Source organism: Rhizobium mesoamericanum STM3625, assembly GCF_000312665.1.
GTDB classification, from domain to species: Bacteria; Pseudomonadota; Alphaproteobacteria; order Rhizobiales; family Rhizobiaceae; genus Rhizobium; species Rhizobium mesoamericanum.
In genome coordinates this window covers 1,433,191-1,459,082 of the sequence record NZ_HF536773.1, presented here as the reverse complement: position 1 = coordinate 1,459,082, position 25,892 = coordinate 1,433,191, and the positions used below count along the sequence as shown (strand labels likewise).

General features: G+C 58.9%; 23 protein-coding genes and 1 riboswitch. Of the genes, 16 read left to right on the top strand and 7 right to left on the bottom strand.

The window, feature by feature from the left end:
* Positions 1–34: 34 nt before the first annotated feature.
* Positions 35–133, top strand: a riboswitch (TPP riboswitch).
* Positions 134–181: 48 nt separating this feature from the next.
* From thiM to BN77_RS27010, 6 genes are all read left to right on the top strand, one after another.
* Complete coding sequence (thiM, locus tag BN77_RS27035; protein WP_007538200.1) at positions 182–985, top strand: hydroxyethylthiazole kinase; 804 nt, start codon at positions 182–184, stop codon at positions 983–985.
* A complete protein-coding gene (gene thiE / locus BN77_RS27030; RefSeq protein ID WP_007538198.1) occupies positions 982–1,617 on the top strand; it encodes a thiamine phosphate synthase in 636 nt (211 codons plus the stop codon). The genes thiM and thiE overlap by 4 nt, the downstream gene beginning before the upstream one ends.
* Positions 1,614–2,444, top strand: a complete 831-nt coding sequence (thiD, locus tag BN77_RS27025; protein ID WP_007538197.1) for a bifunctional hydroxymethylpyrimidine kinase/phosphomethylpyrimidine kinase — start codon at positions 1,614–1,616, stop codon at positions 2,442–2,444. The genes thiE and thiD overlap by 4 nt, the downstream gene beginning before the upstream one ends.
* Positions 2,445–2,658: 214 nt before the next feature.
* Complete coding sequence (locus BN77_RS27020) at positions 2,659–3,675, top strand: ABC transporter substrate-binding protein (protein WP_007538195.1); 1,017 nt, start codon at positions 2,659–2,661, stop codon at positions 3,673–3,675.
* Positions 3,676–3,769: 94 nt separating this feature from the next.
* A complete protein-coding gene (locus tag BN77_RS27015) occupies positions 3,770–4,588 on the top strand; it encodes an ABC transporter ATP-binding protein (RefSeq protein WP_007538193.1) in 819 nt (272 codons plus the stop codon).
* 14 nt (positions 4,589–4,602) lie between these two features.
* A complete protein-coding gene (locus BN77_RS27010) occupies positions 4,603–5,481 on the top strand; it encodes an ABC transporter permease (protein WP_040678836.1) in 879 nt (292 codons plus the stop codon).
* A gap of 50 nt (positions 5,482–5,531) precedes the next feature.
* Here BN77_RS27010 and BN77_RS27005 read toward each other — a convergent pair whose 3' ends face one another.
* Together BN77_RS27005 and BN77_RS27000 are read right to left on the bottom strand one after the other, a co-directional pair.
* Positions 5,532–6,938 (bottom strand): sensor histidine kinase, encoded by a 1,407-nt coding sequence (locus BN77_RS27005; protein WP_007538189.1) that lies wholly within the window; start codon positions 6,936–6,938, stop codon positions 5,532–5,534.
* 1 nt (position 6,939) lies between these two features.
* A complete protein-coding gene (locus BN77_RS27000) occupies positions 6,940–7,605 on the bottom strand; it encodes a response regulator (protein WP_007538187.1) in 666 nt (221 codons plus the stop codon).
* A gap of 383 nt (positions 7,606–7,988) precedes the next feature.
* Here BN77_RS27000 and BN77_RS26995 point away from each other — a divergent pair, with 383 nt between their 5' ends.
* Both BN77_RS26995 and BN77_RS26990 read left to right on the top strand, forming a co-directional pair.
* Positions 7,989–8,333, top strand: a complete 345-nt coding sequence (locus tag BN77_RS26995) for a hypothetical protein (protein WP_007538186.1) — start codon at positions 7,989–7,991, stop codon at positions 8,331–8,333.
* Between the two features lie 300 nt (positions 8,334–8,633).
* Positions 8,634–9,506 carry an MBL fold metallo-hydrolase gene (locus tag BN77_RS26990; RefSeq protein ID WP_007538184.1) on the top strand — a complete coding sequence of 291 codons (873 nt, stop codon included), beginning with the start codon at positions 8,634–8,636 and terminating at the stop codon, positions 9,504–9,506.
* Positions 9,507–9,596: 90 nt separating this feature from the next.
* On the opposite strand, the gene BN77_RS26985 is transcribed toward BN77_RS26990, so the two are convergent.
* The 3 genes from BN77_RS26985 to BN77_RS26975 form a co-directional block, all read right to left on the bottom strand.
* Positions 9,597–10,445 carry a carbohydrate ABC transporter permease gene (locus tag BN77_RS26985; protein ID WP_040678516.1) on the bottom strand — a complete coding sequence of 283 codons (849 nt, stop codon included), beginning with the start codon at positions 10,443–10,445 and terminating at the stop codon, positions 9,597–9,599.
* The gene (locus BN77_RS26980; RefSeq protein ID WP_007538180.1) at positions 10,438–11,376 is read right to left on the bottom strand and encodes a carbohydrate ABC transporter permease; all 939 of its coding nucleotides are present in this window, start codon (positions 11,374–11,376) and stop codon (positions 10,438–10,440) included. Before BN77_RS26980 ends, BN77_RS26985 begins: the two co-directional genes overlap by 8 nt.
* A gap of 67 nt (positions 11,377–11,443) precedes the next feature.
* Complete coding sequence (locus BN77_RS26975; RefSeq protein WP_007538178.1) at positions 11,444–12,754, bottom strand: ABC transporter substrate-binding protein; 1,311 nt, start codon at positions 12,752–12,754, stop codon at positions 11,444–11,446.
* 214 nt (positions 12,755–12,968) lie between these two features.
* On the opposite strand from BN77_RS26975, the gene BN77_RS26970 reads away from it, so the two are divergent.
* Genes BN77_RS26970 through BN77_RS26960 form a run of 3 tightly spaced genes read left to right on the top strand, consistent with a single transcriptional unit; the run spans position 12,969 to position 15,962 of the window.
* A complete protein-coding gene (locus BN77_RS26970; RefSeq protein ID WP_007538176.1) occupies positions 12,969–14,168 on the top strand; it encodes an ROK family transcriptional regulator in 1,200 nt (399 codons plus the stop codon).
* A gap of 36 nt (positions 14,169–14,204) precedes the next feature.
* Positions 14,205–15,305, top strand: coding sequence for a Gfo/Idh/MocA family protein (locus BN77_RS26965; protein WP_007538173.1), 1,101 nt, complete (start codon positions 14,205–14,207; stop codon positions 15,303–15,305).
* Positions 15,306–15,320: 15 nt separating this feature from the next.
* Positions 15,321–15,962 (top strand): ThuA domain-containing protein, encoded by a 642-nt coding sequence (locus BN77_RS26960; RefSeq protein ID WP_007538171.1) that lies wholly within the window; start codon positions 15,321–15,323, stop codon positions 15,960–15,962.
* Between the two features lie 81 nt (positions 15,963–16,043).
* Here BN77_RS26960 and BN77_RS26955 read toward each other — a convergent pair whose 3' ends face one another.
* Both BN77_RS26955 and BN77_RS26950 read right to left on the bottom strand, forming a co-directional pair.
* The gene (locus BN77_RS26955) at positions 16,044–17,297 is read right to left on the bottom strand and encodes a D-amino acid dehydrogenase (protein ID WP_007538169.1); all 1,254 of its coding nucleotides are present in this window, start codon (positions 17,295–17,297) and stop codon (positions 16,044–16,046) included.
* Between the two features lie 265 nt (positions 17,298–17,562).
* The gene (locus BN77_RS26950; protein WP_007538167.1) at positions 17,563–18,462 is read right to left on the bottom strand and encodes a LysR family transcriptional regulator; all 900 of its coding nucleotides are present in this window, start codon (positions 18,460–18,462) and stop codon (positions 17,563–17,565) included.
* A 73-nt stretch (positions 18,463–18,535) separates the two neighbouring features.
* Here BN77_RS26950 and BN77_RS26945 point away from each other — a divergent pair, with 73 nt between their 5' ends.
* The 5 genes from BN77_RS26945 to BN77_RS26925 all read left to right on the top strand — a co-directional run bounded on the left by BN77_RS26945 (position 18,536) and on the right by BN77_RS26925 (position 25,810).
* On the top strand, positions 18,536–21,418 hold the full coding sequence (locus tag BN77_RS26945; RefSeq protein WP_007538165.1) for an FAD-binding and (Fe-S)-binding domain-containing protein: 2,883 nt from the start codon (positions 18,536–18,538) through the stop codon (positions 21,416–21,418).
* A gap of 11 nt (positions 21,419–21,429) precedes the next feature.
* Complete coding sequence (locus tag BN77_RS26940) at positions 21,430–21,882, top strand: Lrp/AsnC family transcriptional regulator (RefSeq protein WP_007538163.1); 453 nt, start codon at positions 21,430–21,432, stop codon at positions 21,880–21,882.
* Between the two features lie 98 nt (positions 21,883–21,980).
* Positions 21,981–23,210, top strand: a complete 1,230-nt coding sequence (gene lhgO / locus BN77_RS26935; RefSeq protein ID WP_007538160.1) for an L-2-hydroxyglutarate oxidase — start codon at positions 21,981–21,983, stop codon at positions 23,208–23,210.
* Between the two features lie 377 nt (positions 23,211–23,587).
* The gene (locus BN77_RS26930; protein WP_007538159.1) at positions 23,588–24,484 is read left to right on the top strand and encodes a helix-turn-helix domain-containing protein; all 897 of its coding nucleotides are present in this window, start codon (positions 23,588–23,590) and stop codon (positions 24,482–24,484) included.
* A gap of 240 nt (positions 24,485–24,724) precedes the next feature.
* On the top strand, positions 24,725–25,810 hold the full coding sequence (locus BN77_RS26925) for an ABC transporter substrate-binding protein (RefSeq protein WP_007538156.1): 1,086 nt from the start codon (positions 24,725–24,727) through the stop codon (positions 25,808–25,810).
* The last annotated feature ends 82 nt before the right edge of the window (positions 25,811–25,892 follow it).

Below are 25,892 nucleotides of genomic sequence, written 5' to 3'. Positions count from 1 at the left end.
ATGACAGGCGCCTGCTTCTCTGCGACAAGAAGGCAATGAGAGACAGGGGCGCCCTCCTAATTGGGGGGGCTGAGAAGCACCCTTTGAACCTGAACCGGATAATGCCGGCGGAGGGAGTCGCTCGGGCTCCCTGCCTCCTCGGTGGTCCCTGCGTTTTTCCTCCCCGCTCGAAAGGCGCACGATGCGAGATCAAGCCTCACCTGGAACGTTGCTCAGCCAACTGCGCGCGCAACCGCCGCTCGTCCATTGCATCACCAACTTCGTCGCCATGAATATCGCGGCCAATGTGCTTCTGGCGGCTGGTGCTTCCCCCGCCATGGTGCATGCAGAAGAGGAGGCTGGCGAATTTGCCGCAATCGCCGGCGCGCTGACGATCAACATCGGTACGCTTTCGTCAGGCTGGTTGCGCGGCATGGAAGCGGCGGCCGTCGCTGCCGGTCAGTCGGGAAAACCATGGGTCCTCGATCCTGTCGCCCACTACGCCACCGGCTTTCGTCGTGCGGCTGTGGATCGGCTGCTGGAACTTGGTCCCACCATCATTCGCGGCAATGCCTCCGAAATCATTGCCCTTGCCGGCGGCGTAAGCCGCGGTCAGGGTGTGGATAGCCGCGACGGCGTCGAGCAGGCCGAAGAATCCGCACGGCTGCTCGCAAGGGTGCACGGCGCGACTGTCGCGGTGACCGGCGTCGTTGATTTCGTCACCGACGGTGAACGGGCGGTCCGGGTTGAGGGTGGTTGCGAATGGATGCCGCGGGTAACCGCGCTTGGCTGCTCCCTGACCTGCCTTGTAGGAGCCTTCGCGGCGGTTCGGCCGGAGCAACCGTTTGACGCGACAGTTGCGGCACTTGCGACCTTTGCTGTCGCGGGTGAGTTTGCTGCCAATGGGGCGGACGGCCCGGGCTCGTTTTCTTGGCGGTTTCTCGATGCGCTTGCTGCGCTCGACGCCTTAGCGCTCGATCGCAATGTCAGGGTGTTTGCTGCATGAGATACCTCGATCTTTCTCTATACCTCGTCCTTGATCCTCACCTTTGTGCTGCCGTCGGGATGGTGGAGACCGCGCGTGCCGCGGTCGCAGGCGGGGCGACGGTCGTGCAACTGCGGGACAAGGGTGCGGACACGGCCCGAATGATCGAGACCGGGCGAGTCCTCAAGGCAGCCTTGGCTGGTACCCGCGCACGGCTCATCGTCAACGACGACGTGGCGGCTGCGATCGCAATTGGTGCCGATGGACTGCACATTGGACAAGAAGATATGGATGCATTGACTGCCCGCGCCCTAATTGGGCGCGACATGGTCCTTGGGCTTTCTGTTGAGACCGAGCCTTTGGCCGCGGCGATCGATCCGGCAATCGTTGATTATGCCGGGGTCGGCCCTGTGTTCGCAACGCCGACGAAGGCGGACCACAAGCTGCCTATCGGTTTTGATGGACTTGCTCGCCTGGTGCGGATTTGCCCCGTTCCCGCAGTCGCGATCGGTGGCTTGAAAGCGGACCATGTCGGGGATGTCTTTGCGGCTGGTGCAAACGGTCTTGCCGTCGTCTCCGCGATCTGCGGCATGCCTGACCCAAAGGCGGCCACCCGCGCCCTGGCTGAAAGCATCGGAAAGGTTCATCGATGATCCGCAACGTCCTCTCCATTGCCGGTTCCGATCCCTCGGGCGGCGCCGGAATTCAGGCCGACTTGAAGGCATTCTCTGCTCGGGGCGTCTACGGCATGGCAGTCCTGACCGCATTGACGGCGCAAAACACGCAGGGTGTTTCCGGCGTGCAGCTGGTTCCCGGGGCTTTCGTTGCCGACCAGATCAGAGCGGTGTTCGCCGATATACGTGTTGACGCGATCAAGATCGGCATGATCGCCAACGCTGAAATTGCCGAGGCCGTCGCTGGGGCGATCGAACCTCACCAAAATATCCCGATCGTCCTCGATCCGGTCATGGTGGCCAAGGGTGGGGCTGCCCTCCTCGATCTGTCAGCGGTTGAGGTCCTCACCCGGCGCCTGCTGCCGCTTGCGACGCTGCTCACCCCCAATCTTCCGGAAGCTGCAGCACTCCTTAATGGACCAACGGCCGGGACCCGCGCGGAAATGGCTGAGCAGGCGCAAAGCTTGCGTGTCTTGGGCCCTAAGGCGGTGCTTGTTAAAGGTGGCCATCTGTCTGGCAACGCAAGCCCCGACGTCCTGGCGACAGCCTCGGGGTTGACTTGGTTCGAGGCGAGGCGGGTACCAACGGCCAATACGCATGGTACCGGCTGCACACTCTCGAGTGCGCTTGCAGCTGAACTTGCAAAGGGTGCTGAGCTGCCGGTGGCCGTGGCGGATGCAAAGGCTTACCTTGCGCTGGCCGTTGCCCGGGCAGACACGTTAAGCGTGGGCTCCGGTCATGGGCCGGTTCAACATTTTCATGAGCTTTGGCAGATGGCAGCGTGCGAAACCGAAGAGCAGAGGTAACAACCAAGGCCGAACGGTGTCCGTCGCAAATGGTAACGCATTGGCAAAGTCGATGTCCGGCAGGGCCCGCGACCTATTTAGCGACCCAGCGACGAAAATACTGCGGCGCTGAAAGCTGACTGAAAGCTCGGGCTGCTAAACCGTTTCCTACGCACCGGGTAGATATGCGTTTGGAGAGCGTTACGCCGGTGCTCTGCTCAATAGGGAGGATCTCATGCGTTTTCATCGCAATTTCGTGCGCGCCTTTTCCATGTCCGCTCTGGCCATTGCCGGGCTTCTTGCCACCACCTCACTTGCTGGCGCATCCGAAAAAATCACGATCATGGTCGGCGGCTACGAAAAGCAGATCTATCTGCCGGCCAAGCTGACCGAAGCATTAGGCTACTTCAAAGATGAAGGGCTCGATGTCGAATTGCTCAACGAGGCCGCGGGCGTTGACGCCGAAAACCAGCTTCTCGCCGGTGCGGTGCAGGGTGTTGTCGGCTTCTATGATCACTGTGTCGACCTTCAGGCCAAGGGCAAGTTTGTGCAGTCTGTCGTCCAGTTCAGTCAGGCGCCGGGCGAAGTGGAAGTCGTTTCCAACAAGTATCCCGACGTGAAAAGCCTTGCCGACCTCAAGGGCAAGAACCTCGGCGTGACGGGGCTCGGCTCCTCTACAAACTTCCTGACCCTCTACATGGCATCCAAGGCCGGCCTTTCCGGCGGCGACATGGTCACTGTGCCGGCGGGTGCCGGGGCGACATTCATTGCTGCCATGCAGCAGGACCAGATCCAGGCCGGCATGACGACCGAGCCTACCATCTCGCGTCTCGTGAAGACTGGTGAGGCCCGCGTGCTCGTGGATCTGCGCACGGTGGAGACCACACGTGCTGCCCTTGGAGGCACCTATCCCGCCGCCTCTCTCTATATGGAGACGGCCTGGGTGGATGAGCACAAGGAAGAGGTGCAGAAGCTCGCAAACGCCTTCGTCAAGACCTTGAAGTTTATCAATAGCCATTCCGCCGCCGAGATCGCCGAGAAGATGCCGAAGGATTTTTATGTCGGTGACAAGGACGGCTACGTGAAGGCGCTCGAGGCGGGCAAGGGCATGTTCACGGCCGACGGCGTGATGCCGGAAGATGGTCCAAAGACGGTCCTCGCCGTACTCTCGGAGTTCTCCAAGAACGTCAAGGGCAAGCAGATCGACCTGTCAAAGACCTATACCACCGAATTCGTAAAGAACGCCCAATAGCCAATCCTCCCGGCCGCTCCCGCCTCCGGGCGGGGGCGGATTCTTCGGAGCTATAGTCTGCGAGCGCAAGTGGCGCCGCCGAAAGGATGACCCAATGTCCAAAAATCAGGGCCAGGAGCCGGCCATCGAGCTCATCAATGTCACGCGACGCTTCGTTTCCCCGACCGGCAAGACGCTGACGGCGCTTAAGGACTTCAACATGACGGTGGAGCGGGGCGAATTCGTCGCGGTGGTCGGTCCGACCGGCTGCGGCAAATCCACCACCTTGAACCTCGTCACTGGTCTGGCCAGGCCCTCGGCCGGCGAAGTGCGCCTGATGGGTGGCCCTGTGAAGGGCATCGATCCCCGCGTCGGCTTCGCCTTCCAGAAAGATGCGCTCTTTCCCTGGAAGAATGTCATCGACAACGTCATGGCCGGCCCCCTTTTTCGCGGCCGATCGCGCGCCGCCGCAGAGGCGGCCGCCAAAGACTGGCTTGCCCGCGTCGGGCTGTCGAAATTCCTGCATCACTACCCGCACCAGCTTTCGGGCGGCATGCGCAAGCGCGTAGCACTTGCCCAGACCTTCATCAACGAGCCCGAGATCCTCTTGATGGACGAGCCGTTTTCCGCGCTCGACGTTCAGACCCGCACCGTCATGCACGAGGAACTGCTGAAGCTCTGGGCAGAACGCAAGGCGTCGGTGGTCTTTGTTACACATGACCTCGAAGAGGCCGTAGCGCTCGCCGACAAGGTCTATGTGCTGACAGCCGGCCCGGCGACGGTCAAATCCGTCTACCATATCGATCTGCCGCGTCCCCGCGTCGTTTCGGAAATCCGCTACGAGCACGCATTCATCGACTATTGCAAGACCATCTGGGACGACCTGCGCCAGGAGGTCGAGACCAGCTATCGCCGCGCCAGTGAAGCAGCGTGAGAAAGGATGACGTTATGACCGGCATCACCATGGAGACCGCTACCACTTCGTTCCGTCCGGGCACATCAGACAAGGAGATCGAGAGCGCTGCGATTAAGGCGATCAAGCGCCGCAAGCAGACGGTCTTTTTCTGGCAAATCGCGATCCTTGTCGCAGCGCTCGGACTTTGGGAACTCTCTTCCGATTTCGGCTGGATTGATCCCTTCTTCTATTCAAGTCCCTCGGGGGTCTTGCAACGTCTTTATGAGTGGGCGACGCAAGGCACCACGGAAGGGTCTCTTTGGTATCATCTCGGGGTGACGATGGAAGAGGCTCTCATTGGTTTCTTCACCGGCTCGATCGCAGGCGTCGTGGTCGGCGTCGGGCTTGGGCGCAACCCGATGCTCTCGGATATTTTCTCGGTCTACATCAAGGCGATCAATTCGATCCCACGCGTCGTTCTTGCTCCGATCTTCATCATGATCATGGGACTGGGCCTCGCTTCCAAGGTAGCCCTCGCCTTCGTAATGGTGTTTTTCGTGGTCTTCGCCAACGCCTTCCAGGGGGTGCGTGAAGCCGACCGCGACATGATCGCCAATGCCCGTATTCTCGGTGCGTCGGATTGGCAGGTTACTCGCGCCGTCGTCATCCCCTCGGCGATGAGCTGGATCTTTGCCAGCCTGCATGTGTCCTTCGGCTTCGCCATCATTGGTGCGATCGTCGGCGAGTTCGTCGGCGCGCGCTTCGGCATTGGCCAGCTGATCTCGATCGCCAAGGGTACCTTTGACGCAGCCGGTATGTTCGCCGCCATCGTTTTGGTGATGGTCGTGACGCTTGCGGCCGAATACGTGATGACTCTCGTCGAGAAACGCCTTGCCAAGTGGCGCCCGCAACAAAGCCTTGAGACACATTAACCCGTTCGCTGATCAATCTGCTATCGAGGGGGCCAAAGGCCCCCTCTTTGCTATGAGGCCAACGGCAAACGGACTGTCACGGCAAGGCCACCGCTAGGTGATGTCCCGAGATCGATGGAGCCGCCGGCACCGTCCACGACTTCATGGACGATGGCAAGACCAAGCCCACTGCCTTCAGCTCGCGTTCCAATAATGCGATAGAAGCGTTCGAAAACCTGGTTGCGTTCGTTTTCGGGGATGCCGGGACCGGAATCGTCGACTGTTAGAACCACATGCGTTTTATCACGTGCTACGCTGACGGTAATTTCGCCTGGCGCCGGCGTGTAGCGCAATGCGTTATCGACGAGATTGACGACCATCTCGCGCAGCATAGTGCCGTCGCCGACCACCGGTGACTGCCCGTCCGCCTCAAGACCGATGTCGATGCCGCGTCGCAGTGCCTCCTCGGCATGGGCCTCGAGCACCTTGCGCGCGACCTCTGCCATGTCGATGCGTTCGGCGCGCGGGGCGCGACTACCCGGCTCGGCGCGCGTGAGGGTAAGAAGTTGTTCGGCGAGCCGAGATACCTGCCGGGTGCTGTGCGTCAGCGCCTGCAGCGCCTCGTGGCGGCGGGTTGCGTTCATTTCACGCGCCGCGACACCGGCCTGCGTTGCAAGTAGGGTCAAAGGTGTTCTGAGCTGATGCGCCGCATTGGCGACGAAACGGCGCTGGGCTCCCATCTGCTTCTGTACCCTGCCCATGTAATCATTGAGGGCGTGCACAAGCGGTTGCAGCTCTGTCTGCACGCTAGCAGGATCGAAGGGTTCAAGACGTTCGCGCCGACTTGCCAGAACGGCATCGCGGAGCCTCAGCACCGGCCCTAGAAGACGCCGCAGACCCAGCACGGTGACGAGGCCAGCAGCCACGACCAGGACGACCTGATTGGTGAGATCGGACATCCAGAGGCTCCGCCTTAGCGCGGCTTCACTGTTCAGCGTCACCGCCACGGTCACCGTCGCGACGCCGTCATTGCCAAGGCCGACGACCGGATGATTGATCGCCATCGCCCTGATATCCATGTCGCGAAACCGCATATCCTGGCCGGTGGCGAGCTTTTCAGGTTGCACAAGCGCTGGATCGCCGGCAACGAGATTTCCCCACGGGGTCGTCACCCGATAATAGACGCGGTCGCCATAGCCGGTGCCGAAGATCTCGAGGGCAGCTGGGGGAATATCGACCGTGATCGTGCCGCCTGGATCGACGCGCACCGCTTCTGCGATCATGCGCGCCGAACCGAGCAGCATGTTGTCGGTGACAATGTTTGCGGTGAAGACGGCACGGCGCTGGCTGACATAGAGGTTGAGACAGAGTACGCAGACGAGCGTTACTGTTACCCAGGCGAATAGCTGGGCACGAAGGCTGTGGCGAAGGCGCGCAAATGGGCCTGCAACAAGCCACCGCGGCTGAAAAAACCTCATTTCAAAGTGCCCTCAGCATATATCCGAGGCCTCGAAGTGTTGCGATCTGGACAGTTCCGCCTTCGAGCTTCTTGCGCACGCGGTGCACATAGATCTCGATGGCGCTCGGATCCGTCTCGGCGTCGAAGCCGAATACACTCTCCAGAAGCGCGGCCTTAGTCACCGTCGTCCCGGCTTTCAAAATCAAATACTCCAGGACGGAATGTTCCCGCGGTGTAAGCTGCAAAGGCTCGCCGTTCAGGCTGAATTGCCGGGTGGCGCTATCAAGCACGAGATCGCCCACGGCGATTGCCGGATTGGCCAGATCATGCCCTCGCCGGATCAGGGCGCGCAACCGCGCTTCCAGTTCGGCAAGCTCGAAGGGTTTGGCAAGATAATCATCGGCGCCTGTGTCGAGGCCCGCTACGCGTCCGTCGAGCGAGGCATTGGCCGTCAGGATAATCACGGGTGTCTTGTTGCCAGCACGGCGAATGCGCCTGAGGAGCGTCATGCCGTCGATTTTGGGCAGGGAAAGATCGAGGATGACAGCCGCGTAATTCGCGATGGCGAGCAAATGCTCGGCCTCCTCGCCGTCAAGGGCCGCATCGACAGTATAGCGTGCCTGTTCAAGCGCCCTCGCCAGCCAATCTGCCAGCTCGTGATTGTCCTCAACGATTAACAGTCTCATTGCCGCCGTCCTTTGCACCAATGAAAGTTAGAGAGAAAATCGAGCAACTGCAATTGGTTGAGGTCGCTAGCTGCAGCGATCCATATAGCAATTCTACTTGTTAGATCAGCAGACAAACACACCAATACTCTCCTCTCTTGAAGGCCCGCCGTAGGCGCGGAGGATTTGCCGATAGAGGGCAGGACATTGGCTCTACACCGGACCTCCTTGAGGTTCAAATGAAGGTTCGTTTGAAATGCCCAGCGACAATGGAAGATCCAAGCGTCGCGGTGCGAGAAGTTGAACTATCAGAAGGTCAGTTGTACGGCCTATCCGGACCCGATAATCAGCGCTACGTTCTGCGCCAGACGGGTAGATTTGACCTGGTTGCAGAGGGGAACTCTATGATGAAATTGTGTTCGGTATGGATCTGCTTTCTGGTGTTGCCGGCGATGCTTGTTTCCGAGGCAGCTCGGGCAGACACGCTTCCGCTTTCGAAGGTCAATCGCAAAATTGAGGGCCACATTCAGACCAGCAACACGAAGAAAAACGTTCAATGTCTCGCCTTCATACTGAAGGACCTTCAGGATCGAAAAATCCCCAAATCGAGGATCCTCGTCACGTTCGACGATCCCAACATCGATGGCATTGGCATTGGACTGGACGAGACGGACGAGATTTACACTTGCGAAGCCGGCGAACTCCGCGCTTGGGAAGAGAATGAGTACCAGGTCGCAAAGCGATTTTAACTGGACATGCAGCCTGAGCTGGGCCGATCAGCTTTGATGGGCGACGCTTGCATCGTAAAACCAGCCAGATGTGACCTTGGCGGGAAAAATACATCGTTGCTGCTTGCGCCCCAGCGCTCTGATGGTTCAACTCTCAAGCACGAGCATGCTGTGCAGTGATCATTGAGGGCAGCATCTGGCCACTGCAGAAGAAGACCGAGCTTGGCGCAGCTCTAGTGTTCACGAGAATTCGATGTGACCGCCTATGCGATATAGGCCTATGAAGATGGGCTGTCTGCACTTCGTGAAAGGATTGCAATCATGCACGGCTCCAGAATTTCCTTCTCCGTCTGCCTCGCCTTGGCCACTGCACTGGCAACGGGCGCGTTCGCCCAGATGCCACAGCAGCAGCCGAGTTCGAAATCCTTCAAACTCGGCTCGTTTGTCATTGTTGCCTTGCATGATGCAGAGTTCGTCAGGCCGAACGACAATACGATATTCGGTGTCGGCCACAGCCCTGAAGAGGTCCGAGACGTCCTAAAGGCGGCGGGTGCGTCGACGGACACTATTACGCTCAGCGTCGACGCACTGCTGGTGGAGGAGCCTAAGAAATTGATCCTCATCGACACAGGTGTGGGCGGTGCGTTGCAACAGTCTCTCGCTCAGGCAGGCTTCAAGCCGGAGGACGTCACCGACGTACTGATCACCCACTCGCACCCCGACCACGTGGGTGGTCTCCTCAAGGACGGCAAACTTGCCTTTCCCAAGGCAACCATCCGCATGTCGTCGCTCGAGTGGGATTTTGCCAAGACGAACGATCAGCTCGCTGACGTCGTCAAGACAATCGAGGGGCACGTGAAGACCTTCGAGCCGGGTGCCGAGGTCGTCACTGGCATTACCTCCGTCAGTTTGAAAGGACACACGCCCGGCCATGTCGGCTACGAGATGGTTTCCGACAAAGAGAAACTCTTCGACATCGGCGATACCGTTCACAGTTCGATCATTTCACTTGTCCGGCCCGATTGGCCGCTCGGGTTCGACACGGACGCAACCATCGGTGAGGAAACCCGCATTCAGACCCTGAAAAAGCTTGCCGCATCGAAGGAACTCATCTTCGCGCCTCACTTCCCGTTCCCCGGCGTCGGCCATATCCAGTCCGATGGTGATCACTTCAAGTGGGTTCCCGCATCGTGATACGGGGATGCGCGGTCACTTCGCATTCCTCCCTCACTGAGGGCCGCCTCGCCTTTGGATGACGCTGAGCTGCATCCTCGGCCCGTTGCGTCAGGACTTGACTGCCCCGGCCGTCAGGCCCGCGATGATATGCTTCTGCGCCAAGAAGAAGACGATAATGGTCGGCATGATCGTCAGCGTGATGAAGGCGAGCACGAGCTGCCAGGCGGTTCCAAACTCGCCGCGATAGACCATGATGCCGAGCGGCCACGGGTACATCGTCTCCGAGTTCAGCATGATAAGCGGTAGAATATAGCTGTTCCAGCTGCCGACGAAGGAGATTATGCTGACAGTTGCAATGATCGGCCGCGAGAGCGGCAGCGAGATGTGCCAAAAGAAGCGGATGTAGCCGCAGCCGTCAACAATTGCCGCCTGGAACAATTCTTCCGGAAGGTTGCGAAAATAGTTCCGAAACAAAAGAATGCTCATGCCAAGGCCAAAGGAGACCTGCGGCAGGACGACCCCCCAGTATGAATTCAGCAAGCCGAGGTCCCGGATCCGGATGAACAAAGGCAGGATGGCGGTCGCTGCCGGAAACATCAGGCCGATCAGGAAATAGTTGAGCAGGAAGCCGGCGCCGAAGAACTTTACATGCGCGAAGGTGAAAGCGGCCATGGCTGAAACCGAAACCGTCAGGCAGACGGTGAGCGTCGCGATGACAAGCGAATTCATCATCTGGCGCCAGTAGCGATCTCCGAAGAGAATGTCGGTGTAGTTCTCCAGATGCCATGCAGCAGGCAGTCCAAAGGGGTTGGTGCGCAGGTCACCGAGATCCTTGAAGCCGCCAAGCGCTGTCGTCAGCAGTGGCACCAGCACGATTGCGGCGATGATCGTCAGCGAGACGTAGAGGTAGATCTTCGTGCCGGTCGCAATCCGGGCTGTTGAGGCCATATCAGTCATTGCGCATGAATATCCGTTTGTAGCCGAAGGCGAGCGTCACGCAGATGAGGAACAGCACGACGCCAACGGCGCTGCCGAGGCCGACCTGCATGCGCGTAACGCCGAAGTTGAACAGGAAGGTGACCATGGTCTGCGTCGCATTGAACGGCCCACCACCGGTCAGCGGCATAATCAAATCGAAGAGCTGCAGCGAGCCAACGACGGCAAAGAAGATGGACAGGCGGACGGTCGAGCCGAGAAGCGGCAGAGTGATGTAACGGAATTTCTGCCAGCCACTCGCGCCGTCGATTTCGGCAGCCTCCAGCACGCTCTTGTCGAGAGACTGCAGCCCGGCGATGAACAGCATCATGTGGAAGCCGAAATATTTCCAGACGACAACCGCCAACACCGCATAGATCGCAAGGTCCTTGTCTGCCAGAACATAAGGGGTCGCGACGCCGAAAAGGTGGGCAGCCGAGGCAAACAAGCCATAGTCGCCATCGTAGACGAAGCGCCAGATGAGGCCAGCTGCGACCTCCGCCAGCACGTAAGGCAGGAAGAAGATCAGGCGAAAAAGGACGACACCGGCGATCCGGTGCGCCAGCATCATCGCCAGCCAGATGGCGAGTGGTATCTGGATCAAAATCGAAATAACGATGATCAGGGCATTGTTCTTCAGTGCTGTCAGGAAGGCGCTGTTCTTGAACAGCACTTCGAAATTCCGCATTCCGACAAACTGCGTCGGAAGACCGTAACCATCCCACTTGTAAAGGCTGTACCAGGCGGCCTCCCCCATCGGCAGGATAACGAAGATCGCAAACAGCAACAGTGCTGGGGGCAGAAACAGAAGCAGGACCGGCAGCCGCCGCGCCAGGCTAGGAGCCTTGCTTCGCACCGACGGTCTGACAGTCGGACGCGGGCGGACGATGCTTGTCGCGCTGATGGTGGTCATTAAGGCCGATCCCCGTTATTCAGATTGAGGGCGGCGCGGATGCGTCTCCGCGCCGCGATCGTCTTGATCAGAGCTGATCCTGCTCGAAGGCTTCCTGAATCTGTTGGGTGCCGTCGGTTGGGCTCATTTGCCCCGATACGATAGCAACGGAGACATCGTTGACCACTCGGCCAACAGACGGCCCAAGATCCTGATCGAAGAAGTTCTGGTGCCACGTCGAGTGCGCGAGTTGTTCGGCTGCCTGATGCATCAACGGATTGGTCACGCCGTCTTCTGCGCCGATTGCAACCGGAATGAGCATGCCGGCCTTGGCCATCTCGCGCTCGTTTTCGGCGTTTGTCAGATAGGCGAGGAAATCAAGCGTTTCGGGGGGCGCCTTTTTCGTCACTGCCCAGCCGTTCAGGCCTCCGAGCGTGTCGGTCACGGCGCCCGCCCCGCCGGAGACGGCAGGAAACGCGAAGCGACCGATATTGTCTGGGTCAAGTCCCTTCCCATCGCCGGAATTCGTGCGTTGGTTCGCAGCTGTGTTCTCGAAACCGAGAATCATCGCTGCCTTGCCATCACCGAAGACGCCAAGCGCCTGCGGCCAGGTCGCGCCGAGGAAGCCCGGCTGGAAAGGCTCCAGCTTGCCGAGCTCGGCGAGTTGTTCTCCGGCCTTGATGATCGCCGGATCGTTGAAGCCTTCGCCCTGCCCGTTCTTGGCTGCATCGAAGACCTTCTGGCCGCCATCGCGCATGACGAGATAGCTCCAGTAGAAATGGATCGGCCATTTTTCGCCGCCACCGCCTGCAATCGGCACGATGCCGGCAGCTTTAAGTTTTCTCACGGCGGCGAGATAGTCGTCCCATGATTTGATGGACGCGGCATCCACGCCGGCCTTCGCAAACATCTGCTTGTTGTAGAAGAAGGAAACCGTGCCCATCTTGTAGGGAACTGCGGCGATCTTGCCGTCGAAGGTCAGGCCATTGATCGAGGCCGGATTATAGCTCTTCTGCCAGGCGCCGTCCTTGGCCTTCATGGCTTCGGTCAAGTCCATCAGCGTGCCGGTCGCAAGCTGCTGCTTCAGGACGCCACCGCCCCAACTAAAAAACAGATCCGGGGCATCATTCGATTGCAGCAGTGTTGGAAGTTTCGCCTTGAAGGCTTCGTTTTCCAGAAACTGCATTTGGATCTTTACGCCTGGATGCGTGGCCTCGTACTTGTCGGCAATTTTCTTCCAGGCCGCCAGATAGTTCGGGTCGATTTCAAGGTGCAGCCACTTGACGGTCGTGTCTGCCGCAGCACTTCCCGCTGCAATCAGGAGCGCTAGTCCGGTGGCCGCCGAACGTGCAGTGAAACGGCTGCGAAGCAAGGCCTTTGCCTTCATATGGTCAAACATGATTTCTCCTCCAGGAAGGGCGAAAATCGTCCTCTGCAATTTTTCCCCTATGCGGAATAAATCATCGGGAGGTTTTGGCGAATGTCAACTCCCCTCACGGAAATTGGCAGATTCGCCTTGACAGGTGGGGTCATCGACGCGCTATTTAATTCGCATACCGTTGAAAAGGTAAGACCCTCGCCCTCGCGGGATTTTGAAGAGCCGGCAAGACCACATGAAGACCGCAGATCCCGAATTGATGCGCGCGATCAACCGCTTGAACGTGCTGGATACGATCCGTCGTCACGGGCCGATATCACGTGTCGAGATTAGCGAACGCACGCAATTGTCAACAACGACGGTTTCAGCGATCACCGCTTCGCTCCTCGACGACGGCCTCATCCTGCCGCGTCACGAGGGGGATATTCGCAACGAGGCGGCCCGCGGCCGACCGCGTGTGATGCTCGAACTCAATCCGGATGCGGCAAGAGTGGTTGGCGCCAAGATTGCGGCCAACCGCCTCGTTTTCGTCGTGACCGATTTTCGTGGTGATATGCTGTCGAAACTCACCCTTCCCATTCGCATCGATCGCCAGCCAATCGGCGTGATTGCCGATCTCGTCGAAGACGGCGTGCGCCGCTGTGTCGTCGATGCCGGCCTATCGCTCGAGGAGGTCGACACGGTCTGCCTCGGCCTTCCGGGCGTGATCGAGCACCGCACCGGCCATATCCGCAGCAGCCCGATCTTTCGTGACACGAATGTCGACTTTGCCAGCGAGATGACCGCGCGTCTCAACACGCCAACCATCGTGGAAAGCGATGCGCATGCCATCACGCTTGCCCATCACTGGTTTGGCAAGGCACGAGATCTGGAGGATATGGTTCTGATTTCTCTGGAACAGACGCTGGGTCTCGGCGTGCTCCACGACAATCAATTGTTCCGCGGCGCCGGTGGCCTCAGCCATAATCTCGGCGATCTCGTGCTCGGGATGGGAGCGCGCGGCATCGTGCGACTGTCCAGCCAGGCCGGAGAGAGCGAAATTCTGGGTGAGCAGCCGGCCAGCGGCCGGTTTGCCGAGGCCATCCGGCTTGGACGAGGAATGGCTCACGCCCAGGCACTGATCAAAGCCGAAGACAACACCTTGATCAGTGCTGCAATCCGCGCTGGAGAAGCGGTCGGTGTGGCGATTGCCAACATCGTCACCTTGTTTGCGCCGCCGCGCGTTATCCTTGTCGGCTCCAGTCTCGCACTCGGAGAGCCGTTTCTCGACAGCCTGCGAAACGCCTATGCGCTCGCAGTTCCCCCCTCTCTGAAGGGTGTTGCCGAACTTGTCTTCGATGATTCGACCGACGACTTCTGGGCGCAAGGGGCAGCCGCGGTAGCGCTTTACGAACTTTACGAGTCGCCGTGGAACACCACCGGTCCGGCGTTCTGACCGGCAAACAATCACGACATCCAACGGGAGGAAATCATGGAACGAGTCGGTATAGGCATCATTGGGTGCGGCAACATCTCCGGTGCCTATCTGAAAGCGATGGCGTCTTTTCCGATCCTTGATGTTCGCGGCGTGGCCGACCTCAACCACGACATGGCTGTGGCAAAGGCTACCGAATTCAACGTGCCGGCGAAAAAGATCGATGAGCTGTTTGCCGACCCGGCGGTCGAAATCATCGTCAACCTGACGATACCCAAGGCACACGTGGCGGTTGGGCTCAAGGCGCTTGATGCTGGCAAGCACACCTATTCGGAAAAGCCGCTTGGCATCAACTTCGCGGAAGGCAAACTGCTTGCGGAGGCTGCCAAAGCCAAGGGCTTGCGCATCGGTGCTGCCCCCGACACCTTTCTCGGTGGCGGCCACCAGACCGCGCGGGCCATTATCGATCAGGGTGTCATCGGCCAGCCAGTCGGAGGCACGGCGACCTTCATGTGCCCGGGGCACGAGCGCTGGCATCCCAATCCTGCCTTCTATTACGAAGTCGGGGGCGGACCGATGCTCGACATGGGGCCATACTACATCACCGATCTTGTCAACCTCTTCGGACCAGTCGCACAGGTGGCCGGGTTTGCCGTAACGCCGCGCAAGGAGCGTGTTATCACGAGCGAACCGCGAAACGGCGAGCATATTCCGGTGCATGTACCCACACATGTGGCGGGTCTTATGGCCTTCGCCAATGGCGCAGTCGTGCAGATCGGCATGAGCTTTGATGTCGCCGGCCACAAGCACGTGCCACTCGAGATTTACGGAACCGAAGGCACGCTAATTGTCCCTGATCCGAACCATTTCGGCGGCGATGTGGAACTGCTGAAGAAGGGCGGCGCATTCGAGCCGCAGCAACTGACGGCGCCTTACGGCGACGGAAACTACCGCTCGATCGGTGTTGCGGATCTGGCCCATGCCATCCGCTCGAACCGGCCGCATCGTGCAAGCGGCGACCTGGCTCTGCATGTCCTTGAGGTAATGGAAGCCTTCCATACGGCCTCTAAGAACGGACATACCGTTGCCATTACAACTCATACCGAGCGGCCGATGCCGCTGTCCCAGTCGCTCGTCGACGGACGCTTGGCAAAGTAACATCAGGAGAAAGAGATGCGTGAAGCACTGATCGTCTGGGGCGGATGGAGCGGCCATGAGCCGCAGGAATGTGCCTTAATCATCAAGGACATGCTGGAGGAGGACGGGTTCAAGGTCTACGTCGAGCACACGACGGAGGCCTTTGCGGACCCGTCGGTCCAGGATCTCAGTCTCGTTGTGCCGATCGTGACAATGTCAAAGATCGAAAAGGAAGAGATCAAGAACCTTGCGGCGGCGATCGAGGGTGGTGTCGGAATTGCCGGCTACCACGGCGGTGCCGGCGACAGCTTTCGCGACTGCGTCGAATATCAGTTCATCATCGGCGGCCAGTGGGTCGCCCACCCCGGCAACATCATCGACTACACGGTTAACATCACCCGGCCCGGCGATCCCATCGTGGAGGGCATTGGCGACTTCCCTTACACCTCCGAGCAGTACTACATGCATGTCGATCCGTCGAACGAGGTGCTGGCGACAACGAGGTTCACCGGCGACCACGCCTACTGGATCGACGGCGTGGTGATGCCCGTCGTCTGGAAGCGCAAATACGGCAAGGGACGCGTCTTTTATTCTTCCCTTGGCCATCAGGCCAAGGAGTTTTCGGTGCCTGAGATGAAGACGATTTTCCGCCGCGGTGCGAACTGGGCAGCTCGCTGAACTGCTAGCTTAGAAAAATACCGGCGTCGCTGTGCGTGCCGGTATTTTATCAAGATCCCGTACGAATTCCGCGGCTATGTGTCAGGCGTAGCGGCTAAGGTCGAGGCCCTCTGTCGATATCTGCGGTTTGGCCTTGTTGATGAGATCGGTCAGCACGCGGCCGGAGCCGCAGGCCATCGTCCAGCCGAGCGTGCCGTGACCGGAGTTGAGGTAGAGATTGTCGTAGACGGTCTTGCCGATGATGGGCGTGCCGTCAGGAGTCATCGGCCTCAATCCACACCAGAATTCCGCCCGGCTCTGATCCCCGGCTCCGCCGAACAAATCTTCGACCGAGTGAACAAGTGTTGCTTTACGATTGATCGGCAAGTCCTTGTTGAATCGTGCGATTTCGGCCATGCCGCCGACACGGATACGATCGCCAAGACGTGTGATTGCAATCTTGAAGGTTTCGTCCATGATCGTCGAGACGGGCGCGCGGCTCTCGTCGACGATGGGGACGGTGATCGAGTATCCCTTCACAGGGTAGATCGGTACCCTCAGTCGGAGTGGCTGTAAGAGGGTTGGCGTGAAGCTGCCAAAGGCAGCCACGACGATATCGCCTTCAAACGCTCCGCGCGAGGTTTCGACCGCGCTGATCCGATTGTTGTCGATGCGCAGCTTGTGGACTTCGGTGCCGTAGATGAAGCGCACGCCTGACGCCTCCGCACGTTTTGCGAGCTCATTTGTAAACTTGAAGCAGTCGCCCGTTTCGTCGTTGGGCAGACGTAAGCCGCCGACAATCTTATGCTTGACCGGGGCCAGTCCCGGTTCGGCCGTGACACATCCTGCCGGATCGAGCACCTGAAACGGCACACCGTCTTTGGCGAGAACTTCAATGTCCTTGGTGATCGAGTCGAGCTGCTTTTGCGTGCGAAAGAGCTGCAGGGTCCCCTGGGACCGTTCGTCGTAGTGGATGCCGGTTTCGCCACGCAGTTCAATCAGGCAATCGCGACTATATTCGGCAAGACGGACCATACGGCTCTTGTTGGTCGCGTAGCGCGCGGAAGTGCAGTTGCGCAGCATCGACGTCACCCAGGACCAAGTGGCCGGGTCGAATGTTGGACGTATGATCAGCGGCGCATGCTTCATGAAAAGCCATTTCACGGCCTTCTGAGGAATTCCAGGCGCTGCCCAGGGGGATGCATAACCGGGCGAGATTTCGCCGGCATTGGCGTAGCTGGTTTCCAGCGCCGGTCCGCTCTGGCGCTCCAACACCGTTACCTCGTGTCCCGATTTTGCCAGATAGTAGGCAGTGGTAACGCCAATGACGCCGGCCCCAAGCACGGTGATCTTCATTATGAACCCCAGAAAAAGTCAGATCAGGTTAACTATTGCCCAAACGGGCGAGGATTTTTGAAGGTGATGATATCGGTGTCCTCAGCCATCATCTCCATTTTTGATGTCGGCCAAATACCACCGATGTGCTGGCCCAAATGTATACGCGGTGGCAAGGATATCGGCGAGTGATTGAATTTTTTGGTCAATCCTTCATGCAAACACGCAATTGCGTCGGCGTTTTTGCAACTTTCTTCAAACCATTGAACGTTTCGTGCGGCAACGACTATAGGAGGTAGCTTATGAAGCGTTGCGCCGCTGGCGACGGACTGGAGCGGCTGCGCGTCAACAGATAGAGCGAACGGACGAGCCGGAAATCGGCAATCGCGCGAAAGACGATGTCATCGCTCTGGATGACCTTCGCGGCGTGCTGCGGCAGCAGCGCCACGCCGGCGTTGCGGCTGATCAACGTCAACTGCGCAATGGTGCTGAATGTTTTAATACGGCCCACAGTCAGGTCCAGCGGCAATTCGGCGCAATTGGCAAGCATTCTTGCAATACCCGCCTGTCTGTCGAGCGCGATCACATCGTCCGGGTTGATATCGGCCAAGACAATTGGACGTGGCGACCGTGCAAGGGGATGATCTCTATGGCAGACGAGACCAAAAGGGTCCTCGCTGATCTTTCTTCCCTCCAATTCTGCGGATTCAAAGCCCGGCCCAGCCAATGCGAAATCAAGCGTCCTATTCATCACCATGTCGGCCAAGCGCTCGGCCACGTCATCATGGATGATAATGTCAATTCCCGGATGGTCAGCGCGGAATCTCGTGATTGCACCCGATAGAGGGGTCAAGACGGCTGATGGGGCAGCACCAATTGCGACACGGCCACGCTTGAGGCCGCCGACCTGTCTGAGGTTCGTCAGTGAAAGCTCGAAACGATCGAGAAGATCCTGCGCGCCCTCAAGGAACGCTTCGCCGGCATCTGTTGCTCTCACAGGACGCGTCTTGCGATCGAAGATTGCCGTTCCGCACTCCGCCTCCAGCAACCGGATCGTCTCGGTCAGCGCCGATGGAACCACACCAAGCCGCTGCGCTGCCCGGCTGAAAGAACCTTCTTCCATGACTGTGAGAGCGGCGCGAAGATGGCGCAAACCGATGTTCGTATTTTCCGAAAAGATCTTCATTTATTTCTAATTATACGAAGTTCCCATTTGTGGTTCAATGCCGGTTCTGTCGATTTCACGCGGATCTCCGGCAATGCTGCACCAGACTGTCAATAAAACATCCTATGATATTGCTCTTCAACGGCTTCCCTCCTTGCTTAAGGATGCAGGATTTGAGGGCGACATCACAGCCGATGCTGCGCTGCTTGCAGCCATGTCCACTGACAACAGCATTTATACCATGATGCCGGACGTCGTCGTTGCTCCGCGCGACAGCGAGGACGTTCGACGGCTGATGCGCGTCCTCGAGATCGAGGATCTGTCTGGTATTCCCGTGACAGCCCGCGGCGGCGGCACCGGGACGAATGGCCAGAGCCTGAACACCGGCATCATCGTCGATTTCCAAAAATACATGAACCGTTTGCTCAATGTGAACATCGACGAGCAATGGGTGGATGTTGAACCGGGCATCGTTCTCGACGAGTTGAACGCACAACTGGCAGCAAGCGGCCTGTTCTTCGCTCCGACGACCTCGACGGCAAGCCGCTGCACGATCGGGGGCATGGTGAGCACGGATGCATCTGGAAAAGGATCGAGGCGCTATGGCAAGACCAGCGACAACGTGCTTGGAATGGAAATCGTCCTTGATGGGGGGCGAACACTGGACAGTGCCGCACCGACGCCCGATTGGGCCAAGGCAATACTTTCGGAAATCGAGGCGGCATGTGAGTCGGGTCGCGATGCCCTGCTTAACCAGGTCCCGACGCTTTCGCGCCGGTTTACGGGATATGACCTTGAGCGGGCAAAGCCACCTGAAGGCGATCTCGAATGGTGGCGTCTTCCGATTGGTGCGGAGGGCACGCTCGGGCTCGTCACACGGGTGCGCCTGCGCCTGCTGCGTAAGACGAAATTCAAGCGATTGATTGTCATCGGCTTCGAGACGTTCGCTGCGGCGCTCGACGCCGGCAGTGCGCTTCTCGCGCATGATCCGCTGGCAATCGAAGTCATGGACGAATGGGTGCAGGGTCTGGCGGACAAGGCCGGAATACTGCAAGCGTTGCCGGCCAGCCTGCGGGCTTACGATGGTCAGCCGATCGCCTACAATTTCATCGAGTTCGTGGGAGACGACGAGGCAGATCTGATGGCGCGGGTCGAAACGCTACGAAAGAGCGCGACGATGCTTGCCGGCGCGATTGCGAGCCATGTCGCCGTTGACGATATCGAAATGGCAGCCCTCTGGCAGGTCAGGGCGGCAAGTGTTGGTCTGCTTGGCAAGGTCAGCGGCACTCGCCGACCGATTGCCTTCGTCGAAGACTGCGTTGTGCCCGTCGAGAACCTTGCAGCCTTTGTAAAGGACTTCACGGCGCTGCTGAACAGCAACGGCTTGAACTACGGCATGTACGGCCACGTCGACGTCGGCTGTCTGCATATCCGTCCTGCGCTCGATATCGACCGCGACGAGGACCGGGTGATCATGAAAGCTATCTCGGATGGCGTCTTCGAACTGACGCGCCGGCATGGCGGCATTTTCTGGGGAGAGCACGGCAAGGGTGTGCGTGGCGCCTATCTTGCGGAGTTCGCAGGCGCGGTCGCTTATGATGCGTTTCGCCGGATCAAACGTGCGTTTGATCCGAAGCATCGTTTCAATCCGGGAAAGCTAGTCGGTGAGCCCGGGTCTCTAATGGGGATCGAGACAACCCCGTTTCGCAGTGTCAATACGGAGGAGAATGATCCACTCAGCCTTGCTTTCAAGTGCAATGGTAATGCTCAGTGCTTGAGCTATCAACGCAGCAGTGTCATGTGCCCCTCGTTCAAGGCGACGCGAGACCTTCGCCACTCTCCGAAGGGTCGCGCCGACGCTCTAAGGCATTGGCACCAGGCGCATCGGCAGGGTGGTGCCACCGAAGAGCTTGAGAACGATGTCTTGTCAGCACTCGACGGATGCCTTGGCTGCAAGGCCTGCGCCACGAGCTGTCCGGTACAGGTCGACATACCGGAGATGAGATCGCACTTCCTCGACCGGCTTTATCGGAAGCGTCGGCGTGAGTTCGCCGACAAAGCGGCCCTGTTGCTGGAGGAGTATTCACCGGTTTTGGTCCGATGCAGGAAGCCTGCAGCTGTTTTTTCAGGGATATTCAACGCCATGGTGGAGAAACTCTCGGGGCTAAGCGATCTTCCGCGCCTCGCCTTTCATGATGTGGGCATAGGCGGATATCAGACGTTTTCGGCCAACGTGATCGCCCAACGTCAATGGCATGTGGATACGATCTTCATCTGGCAAGATCCGTTTACCGCCCTTTTCGACATCAAGGCCGCCCTGGCACTTGCAGATGGCCTTCGTGGCTTCGGCTATCGCCCCGTCTTCGTCACCATGCAGCCGGGTGGAAAAGCCGCTCACGTGCTCGGCGACAGAGCGCGCTTTATCAAGCAGGCCCGTAAGCTTAGATCGGCGATCGACACGGTGGCTTCATCCGGTCGGCCGATGGTCGGGGTCGATCCGGCCTTCGTCATGATGATCCGCCAGGAATTCGTAAAGGCGGGCCTGACGGGGCAGCACGTGTTGTTGGTCCAGGAATTCCTGAGCGCGGAAATTGCCAGCGGGCGCGCTCTGCCAAAGCTTGCCACGGCACGGCTGCCGCGCAAACTCTTTCTTCATTGCAGCGAAAGCGGCGGGCCTGGAGCGACCGCGTGGAAAAAGGTCTTTGCCGCACTTGGCGCCCCGGTCGAAATTGCTGCAACCGGATGCTGCGGTATGGCCGGCCTGTTCGGTCATCAGGAACGCCACCACGCCCTTAGCAGGCGCACGTTCGAACTTTCCTGGACCGGGCAATTGCAAGGCGAACGGGAGGCCATGGTCTCAGGTTTCTCTTGCCGTTGCCAGACGAAGCGATTCTCTTCTATTCGAGGGGAACATCCTATGCGATGGATGGCCGATGCAATCGGTGCTGAGGAACGCGGCGACCTGCGGCGCCAATAGATGAGGCGACAATGTATGAGATCGATGCCCTCGACCGGAAAATCATCCGGCAGTTGCGCCTGAACTCCCGTATATCCAACGTCGATCTCGGTAAGGAGGTCGGCCTGTCCGCGTCGGCCTGCTTGCGCCGAATTGCGCTGATGGAAAAAGCAGGAATTATCAAGGGTTATACGGCGCTTATCGATGTGCTTGGTGAGGAAGCAATCGCCGTGATCATCCAGATCACGCTGGAGCGTCAGACGGAAGAGTATCTCAACCGCTTTGAAGCAGCTGTCCGCAAATATCCCGAAATTCGCGAATGTTTCCTGATGACAGGCGGATCGGACTATCTCCTGCGTATCGATGTCGAAAGTGCCGGTGCTTTCGAAAGGATCCACAAGGAGATCCTCTCCGTCCTGCCGGGCGTACTGCGGATAAATTCAAGTTTTTCGATCCGCAACGTGCTGTCGGCGCGCCAGAAATAGAAACGCGGACCTGAAGTAGCGACTTACGCCATAAGGATCGCAAGACGACGAGCCGCGTGAATGGTAGCGTGCAGCGAACCACTCGGACTGGATACAGCATGTACGACCATTGCATCATTGGAGGTGGCATCGTCGGCTTGGCCGTTGCCATGGCGTTGCAGGAAAAAACGCCTGGCGCCAGCATCATCGTCTTGGAAAAAGAGTCCGAACTTGGGTGGCACCAGACTGGTCACAACAGTGGTGTCATCCATGCTGGGATCTACTATGCCCCGGGGTCGCTGAAGGCAAAACTTTGTCGCGACGGAGCCGAGGCGACAAAGCTCTTCTGTGCTGAAAATCGCATCCCGTTTGAAAACTGCGGAAAGCTGTTGGTTGCGACCAATGATGCGGAGACGCTACGTATGGAGGCGCTTGAGGAAAGGGCGCAGCAAAACGGCATCGACTATACCAGGCTGACGAAGGGGCAACTTAGAGCCGACGAGCCCTATATTGCCGGTCTCGGTGCTCTTCTTGTCCGCTCCACAGGGATTGTCGACTACTCGATCGTTTGCCGCGCCATGGCACAAAAGATCGAGGCAGGAGGTGGCGAAATCAGGCGCGGGGTCGCAGTCAGAGCAATTCACGAGCAGGAAAAAAGCGTTCGCATCGAAAGCGGATCCGGTTCTGTTGAAGCGAAGAGGTTGATTGCCTGCGCCGGGCTCCAATCGGACCGCATCGCACGAATGGCCGGCCTGAAGATCAATCATCGGATCGTCCCGTTTCGAGGAGAGTACTATGCATTGCCGGCATCGAAGGCGACCGTCACGCAGCGCCTGATCTACCCGATCCCTGACCCAGACTTGCCGTTTCTCGGAATCCATCTGACACGAACGATTGAGGGCGGCATGACCGTTGGACCCAATGCGGTGCTTGGGTTCGCGCGCGAAGGTTATGCCAAGGGCAGTTTCGCGATCGCGGACGTCGCCAGCATGGCTGCCTTTTCCGGCTTCTGGAAAATGGCGCGGGCGAACTGGCGTTCCGCAATCTCGGAATTCGCCAATTCCGCATCACGCGGCCGCTACCTCACGGAGTGCCAGAAATATTGCCCGTCCTTGACAATTGATGACCTACAGAGCCCACGGGCTGGCATTCGCGCGCAGGCGGTGATGGACGACGGAAGCCTGGTCCATGACTTTCTCTTCAAGCAGACCGAACGGATGCTGCATGTCTGCAATGCACCCTCGCCCGCGGCAACCTCCGCCATCCCCATTGGCCGGATGATCGTGGAGCGGCTGCTTGAGGGCGAGGCAATCAACGCGTCCCCAGCCCCGGAGCAGGCTCGAGCCTAACGTTCGGGGCCGGTTTGACGTTCCTGTGCGTCAAGGGATCGCGAGCCCTCTAGCAGCGGGAGGCGATAGATCGGTGACAATGGCCCCCTTCGCCCAAGGAAAAAGCGTGACGGGAACGTGTTTCCCATTCCTGCGCGGTTCCTGCCATCACAGGCCCGGGATCCTCACCCGCAAGAGCCGATTCACCTGGAAATATGCCAAGCGGCATCTAGGTAACGTTGAATCGGATGACAAAAAAGTATCGGCCAGTGGGGTCAAATGTGGTGGAGCACCCTGTCGCATCCGGCTAAACTTCTTCCATGGTCGCGGGATGGAGCCGGGAGAGTTCCTCCGTTCATGGCCCAGTAGCGGAGTGTACCCTAGGGAGGGGTAGTCGTATGCGGGATGTATCAGAGCCCGATCTGGAAGTCGTCCAGATACGATCCGGCGAGTCCTTCAAGATGTGGTCGCACGGTTATCCCTATCATACGGTGCGGTGGCACTTTCACCCCGAGTACGAGATCCACCTCATCACTGAAACGTCCGGCTGCTATTTCGTCGGCGACTTCATTGGTGACTTCCAGCCGGGTAATTTTGTCATGACTGGCCCAAACCTGCCCCACAACTGGGTGAGCGACGTCGTCGACAACAGGCGCATCGAGCAGCGATGCCTGGTTCTGCAATTCTCCGAGGCCTTCATCGATGGCCTGCTTTCCATTCTTCCCGAGCTCAAGGGGTTCCGCTCAGTGCTTGCCGATAGCCGTCGGGGCGTGCTCTTTCCGGTCGAGACGGCTGCCCTTGCAAAGCCGATCATGCAAGAGATGCTGGAGGCTGTGGGTGCCCGTCGCATCGCGCTTTTCATGCAGCTCGTCGAGCTCTTGACTGGTGCCAACGAGCATGTCGCCCTGACGACGTCCGACTATCAGCCGGATCCCTCCGGTTATATGTCGATCGGCACCAATAAGGCGCTCGCCTTCATCCGCGAGCGCCTGACGGAACCGTTTTCCGAGACTGATCTGGCGGCGATTGCCGGTCAGACGCCGAGCGCATTCTCCAGGTCGTTTCGGAAACATACCGGCTTCTCGGTGGTTCAGTATGTCAACCGCCTGCGCATCAATCTCGCCTGTCAGTTGCTGATGAGCAGCGAGGAGATGGCGGTGATCGATATCTGCTACGCATCGGGCTTCAACAACCTATCGAATTTCAACAGGCACTTTCTAGCGCGGAAAGGGATGCCGCCCTCCAGGTTCCGAGCACTGAGGGCACAAAACGAAAAAGCGGTGGAGGCCGCCTAACTCAAGGAGGACAGGGAGGAGACAGGACACATTGACGGCAAGTGCGAACGGAGACCGTGGCGGCCTCCGCAAGAGGATGCTTGTCCTCAAATTTGGAACAGGTGCAGCTCAGACGTGCGGCCGATCGCGGTCTCTGACCGCCAGCTTCGGACGGAGGCTCTGTGCGCTTTTGAACTCAGGCCAGCCACAGGTCTGAGTCAGCAACCGCAACAATCGATCTCTTCAATGGAGAAACCGAAAATGACTCAACTTTCGATGAAACTCGCAGGCGCTGCTGTTCTTTCGTTGGGCCTTCTCAGCGGGACATCCGTCTTTGCACAATCGGCCAAGGTCACGGATGCGACCGTCGCCTTCCTGATGCCCGACCAAAGCTCGACGCGTTACGAAGAGCATGATTTTCCGGGCTTCCAGGCCGAAATGGCCAAGCTCTGCGCAGGCTGCAAGGTGATCTACCAGAATGCCAACGGCGACGCATCGCGCCAGCAGCAGCAATTTAACTCAGCAATTTCGCAGGGTGCCAAGGCCATCGTCCTCGACCCGGTCGATTCCACCGCTGCTGCGTCGCTGGTGAAGATGGCACAGAGCCAGGGCGTCAAGGTCATCGCCTATGACCGCCCGATCCCGTCCGCCGCAGCCGACTACTACGTCTCCTTCAACAACGAAGAGATCGGCAACATGATTGCCGTATCGCTCGTCGAGCATTTGAAGAAGAACAACGTCAAGCCGGAAGACGGTGGTCTGCTCGAGATCAACGGCTCGCCGACTGATGCGGCCGCCGGCCTCATCAAGAAGGGCATCCACGCCGGCATCGCGGAAGGCGGATACCAAGTTCTGGCCGAATACGACACGCCGGAATGGGCGCCTCCGAAGGCTCAACAGTGGGCAAGCGGCCAGATCACTCGCTTCGGCAAGAAGATCATCGGCGTCGTGGCCGCAAATGACGGTACCGGCGGCGGAGCTGTTGCTGCCTTCAAGGCGGCTGGCGTTGATCCTGTTCCGCCGGTGACTGGCAACGACGCGACGATTGCCGGCTTGCAGCTGATCATCGCCGGTGACCAGTACAACACCATCTCCAAGCCGAGCGAGATCGTTGCCGCCGCTGCCGCCAACGTCGCGATGCAGTTGCTCGCTGGCGAAACACCGAAGGCCGATACGAAGCTGTTCGACACGCCGACGCAGTTATTCACGCCGGCGCTCGTGACGGCCGAGAACCTCAAGGCCGAGATCATCGACAAGACGGTCAACGGCAAGCCGATCCAGACACCTGAGCAGCTCTGCGGCGACCGCTATGCGGAGGGTTGCAAGAAGCTTGGCATCGGCAGCTAAGAGCTCCTCCCGAGGGCCCTCCGACGCTCGTAGTCGGGGGGCTCATTGCAGGTATTAAGACTCATACGGAAAGGCTTGCCCC

Bases quoted from the DNA above. Each gene is read 5' to 3' on its own strand.
- lhgO (WP_007538160.1), top strand. From the start codon at position 21,981: ATGTACGACCATTGCATCATTGGAGGTGGCATCGTCGGCTTGGCCGTT.
- BN77_RS26930 (WP_007538159.1), top strand. From the start codon at position 23,588: ATGCGGGATGTATCAGAGCCCGATCTGGAAGTCGTCCAGATACGATCC.
- BN77_RS26980 (WP_007538180.1), bottom strand. From the start codon at position 11,376: ATGACCACCATCAGCGCGACAAGCATCGTCCGCCCGCGTCCGACTGTC.
- BN77_RS27000 (WP_007538187.1), bottom strand. From the start codon at position 7,605: ATGAGACTGTTAATCGTTGAGGACAATCACGAGCTGGCAGATTGGCTG.
- BN77_RS26955 (WP_007538169.1), bottom strand. From the start codon at position 17,297: ATGAAGATCACCGTGCTTGGGGCCGGCGTCATTGGCGTTACCACTGCC.
- BN77_RS27010 (WP_040678836.1), top strand. From the start codon at position 4,603: ATGACCGGCATCACCATGGAGACCGCTACCACTTCGTTCCGTCCGGGC.
- BN77_RS27015 (WP_007538193.1), top strand. From the start codon at position 3,770: ATGTCCAAAAATCAGGGCCAGGAGCCGGCCATCGAGCTCATCAATGTC.
- BN77_RS26960 (WP_007538171.1), top strand. From the start codon at position 15,321: ATGCGTGAAGCACTGATCGTCTGGGGCGGATGGAGCGGCCATGAGCCG.
- BN77_RS26940 (WP_007538163.1), top strand. From the start codon at position 21,430: ATGTATGAGATCGATGCCCTCGACCGGAAAATCATCCGGCAGTTGCGC.
- thiE (WP_007538198.1), top strand. From the start codon at position 982: ATGAGATACCTCGATCTTTCTCTATACCTCGTCCTTGATCCTCACCTT.
- BN77_RS26985 (WP_040678516.1), bottom strand. From the start codon at position 10,445: ATGACTGATATGGCCTCAACAGCCCGGATTGCGACCGGCACGAAGATC.
- BN77_RS27005 (WP_007538189.1), bottom strand. From the start codon at position 6,938: ATGAGGTTTTTTCAGCCGCGGTGGCTTGTTGCAGGCCCATTTGCGCGC.
- BN77_RS27020 (WP_007538195.1), top strand. From the start codon at position 2,659: ATGCGTTTTCATCGCAATTTCGTGCGCGCCTTTTCCATGTCCGCTCTG.
- BN77_RS26995 (WP_007538186.1), top strand. From the start codon at position 7,989: ATGATGAAATTGTGTTCGGTATGGATCTGCTTTCTGGTGTTGCCGGCG.
- BN77_RS26945 (WP_007538165.1), top strand. From the start codon at position 18,536: ATGCTGCACCAGACTGTCAATAAAACATCCTATGATATTGCTCTTCAA.
- BN77_RS26925 (WP_007538156.1), top strand. From the start codon at position 24,725: ATGACTCAACTTTCGATGAAACTCGCAGGCGCTGCTGTTCTTTCGTTG.
- BN77_RS26965 (WP_007538173.1), top strand. From the start codon at position 14,205: ATGGAACGAGTCGGTATAGGCATCATTGGGTGCGGCAACATCTCCGGT.
- thiD (WP_007538197.1), top strand. From the start codon at position 1,614: ATGATCCGCAACGTCCTCTCCATTGCCGGTTCCGATCCCTCGGGCGGC.
- BN77_RS26975 (WP_007538178.1), bottom strand. From the start codon at position 12,754: ATGTTTGACCATATGAAGGCAAAGGCCTTGCTTCGCAGCCGTTTCACT.
- BN77_RS26950 (WP_007538167.1), bottom strand. From the start codon at position 18,462: ATGAAGATCTTTTCGGAAAATACGAACATCGGTTTGCGCCATCTTCGC.
- BN77_RS26990 (WP_007538184.1), top strand. From the start codon at position 8,634: ATGCACGGCTCCAGAATTTCCTTCTCCGTCTGCCTCGCCTTGGCCACT.
- BN77_RS26970 (WP_007538176.1), top strand. From the start codon at position 12,969: ATGAAGACCGCAGATCCCGAATTGATGCGCGCGATCAACCGCTTGAAC.
- thiM (WP_007538200.1), top strand. From the start codon at position 182: ATGCGAGATCAAGCCTCACCTGGAACGTTGCTCAGCCAACTGCGCGCG.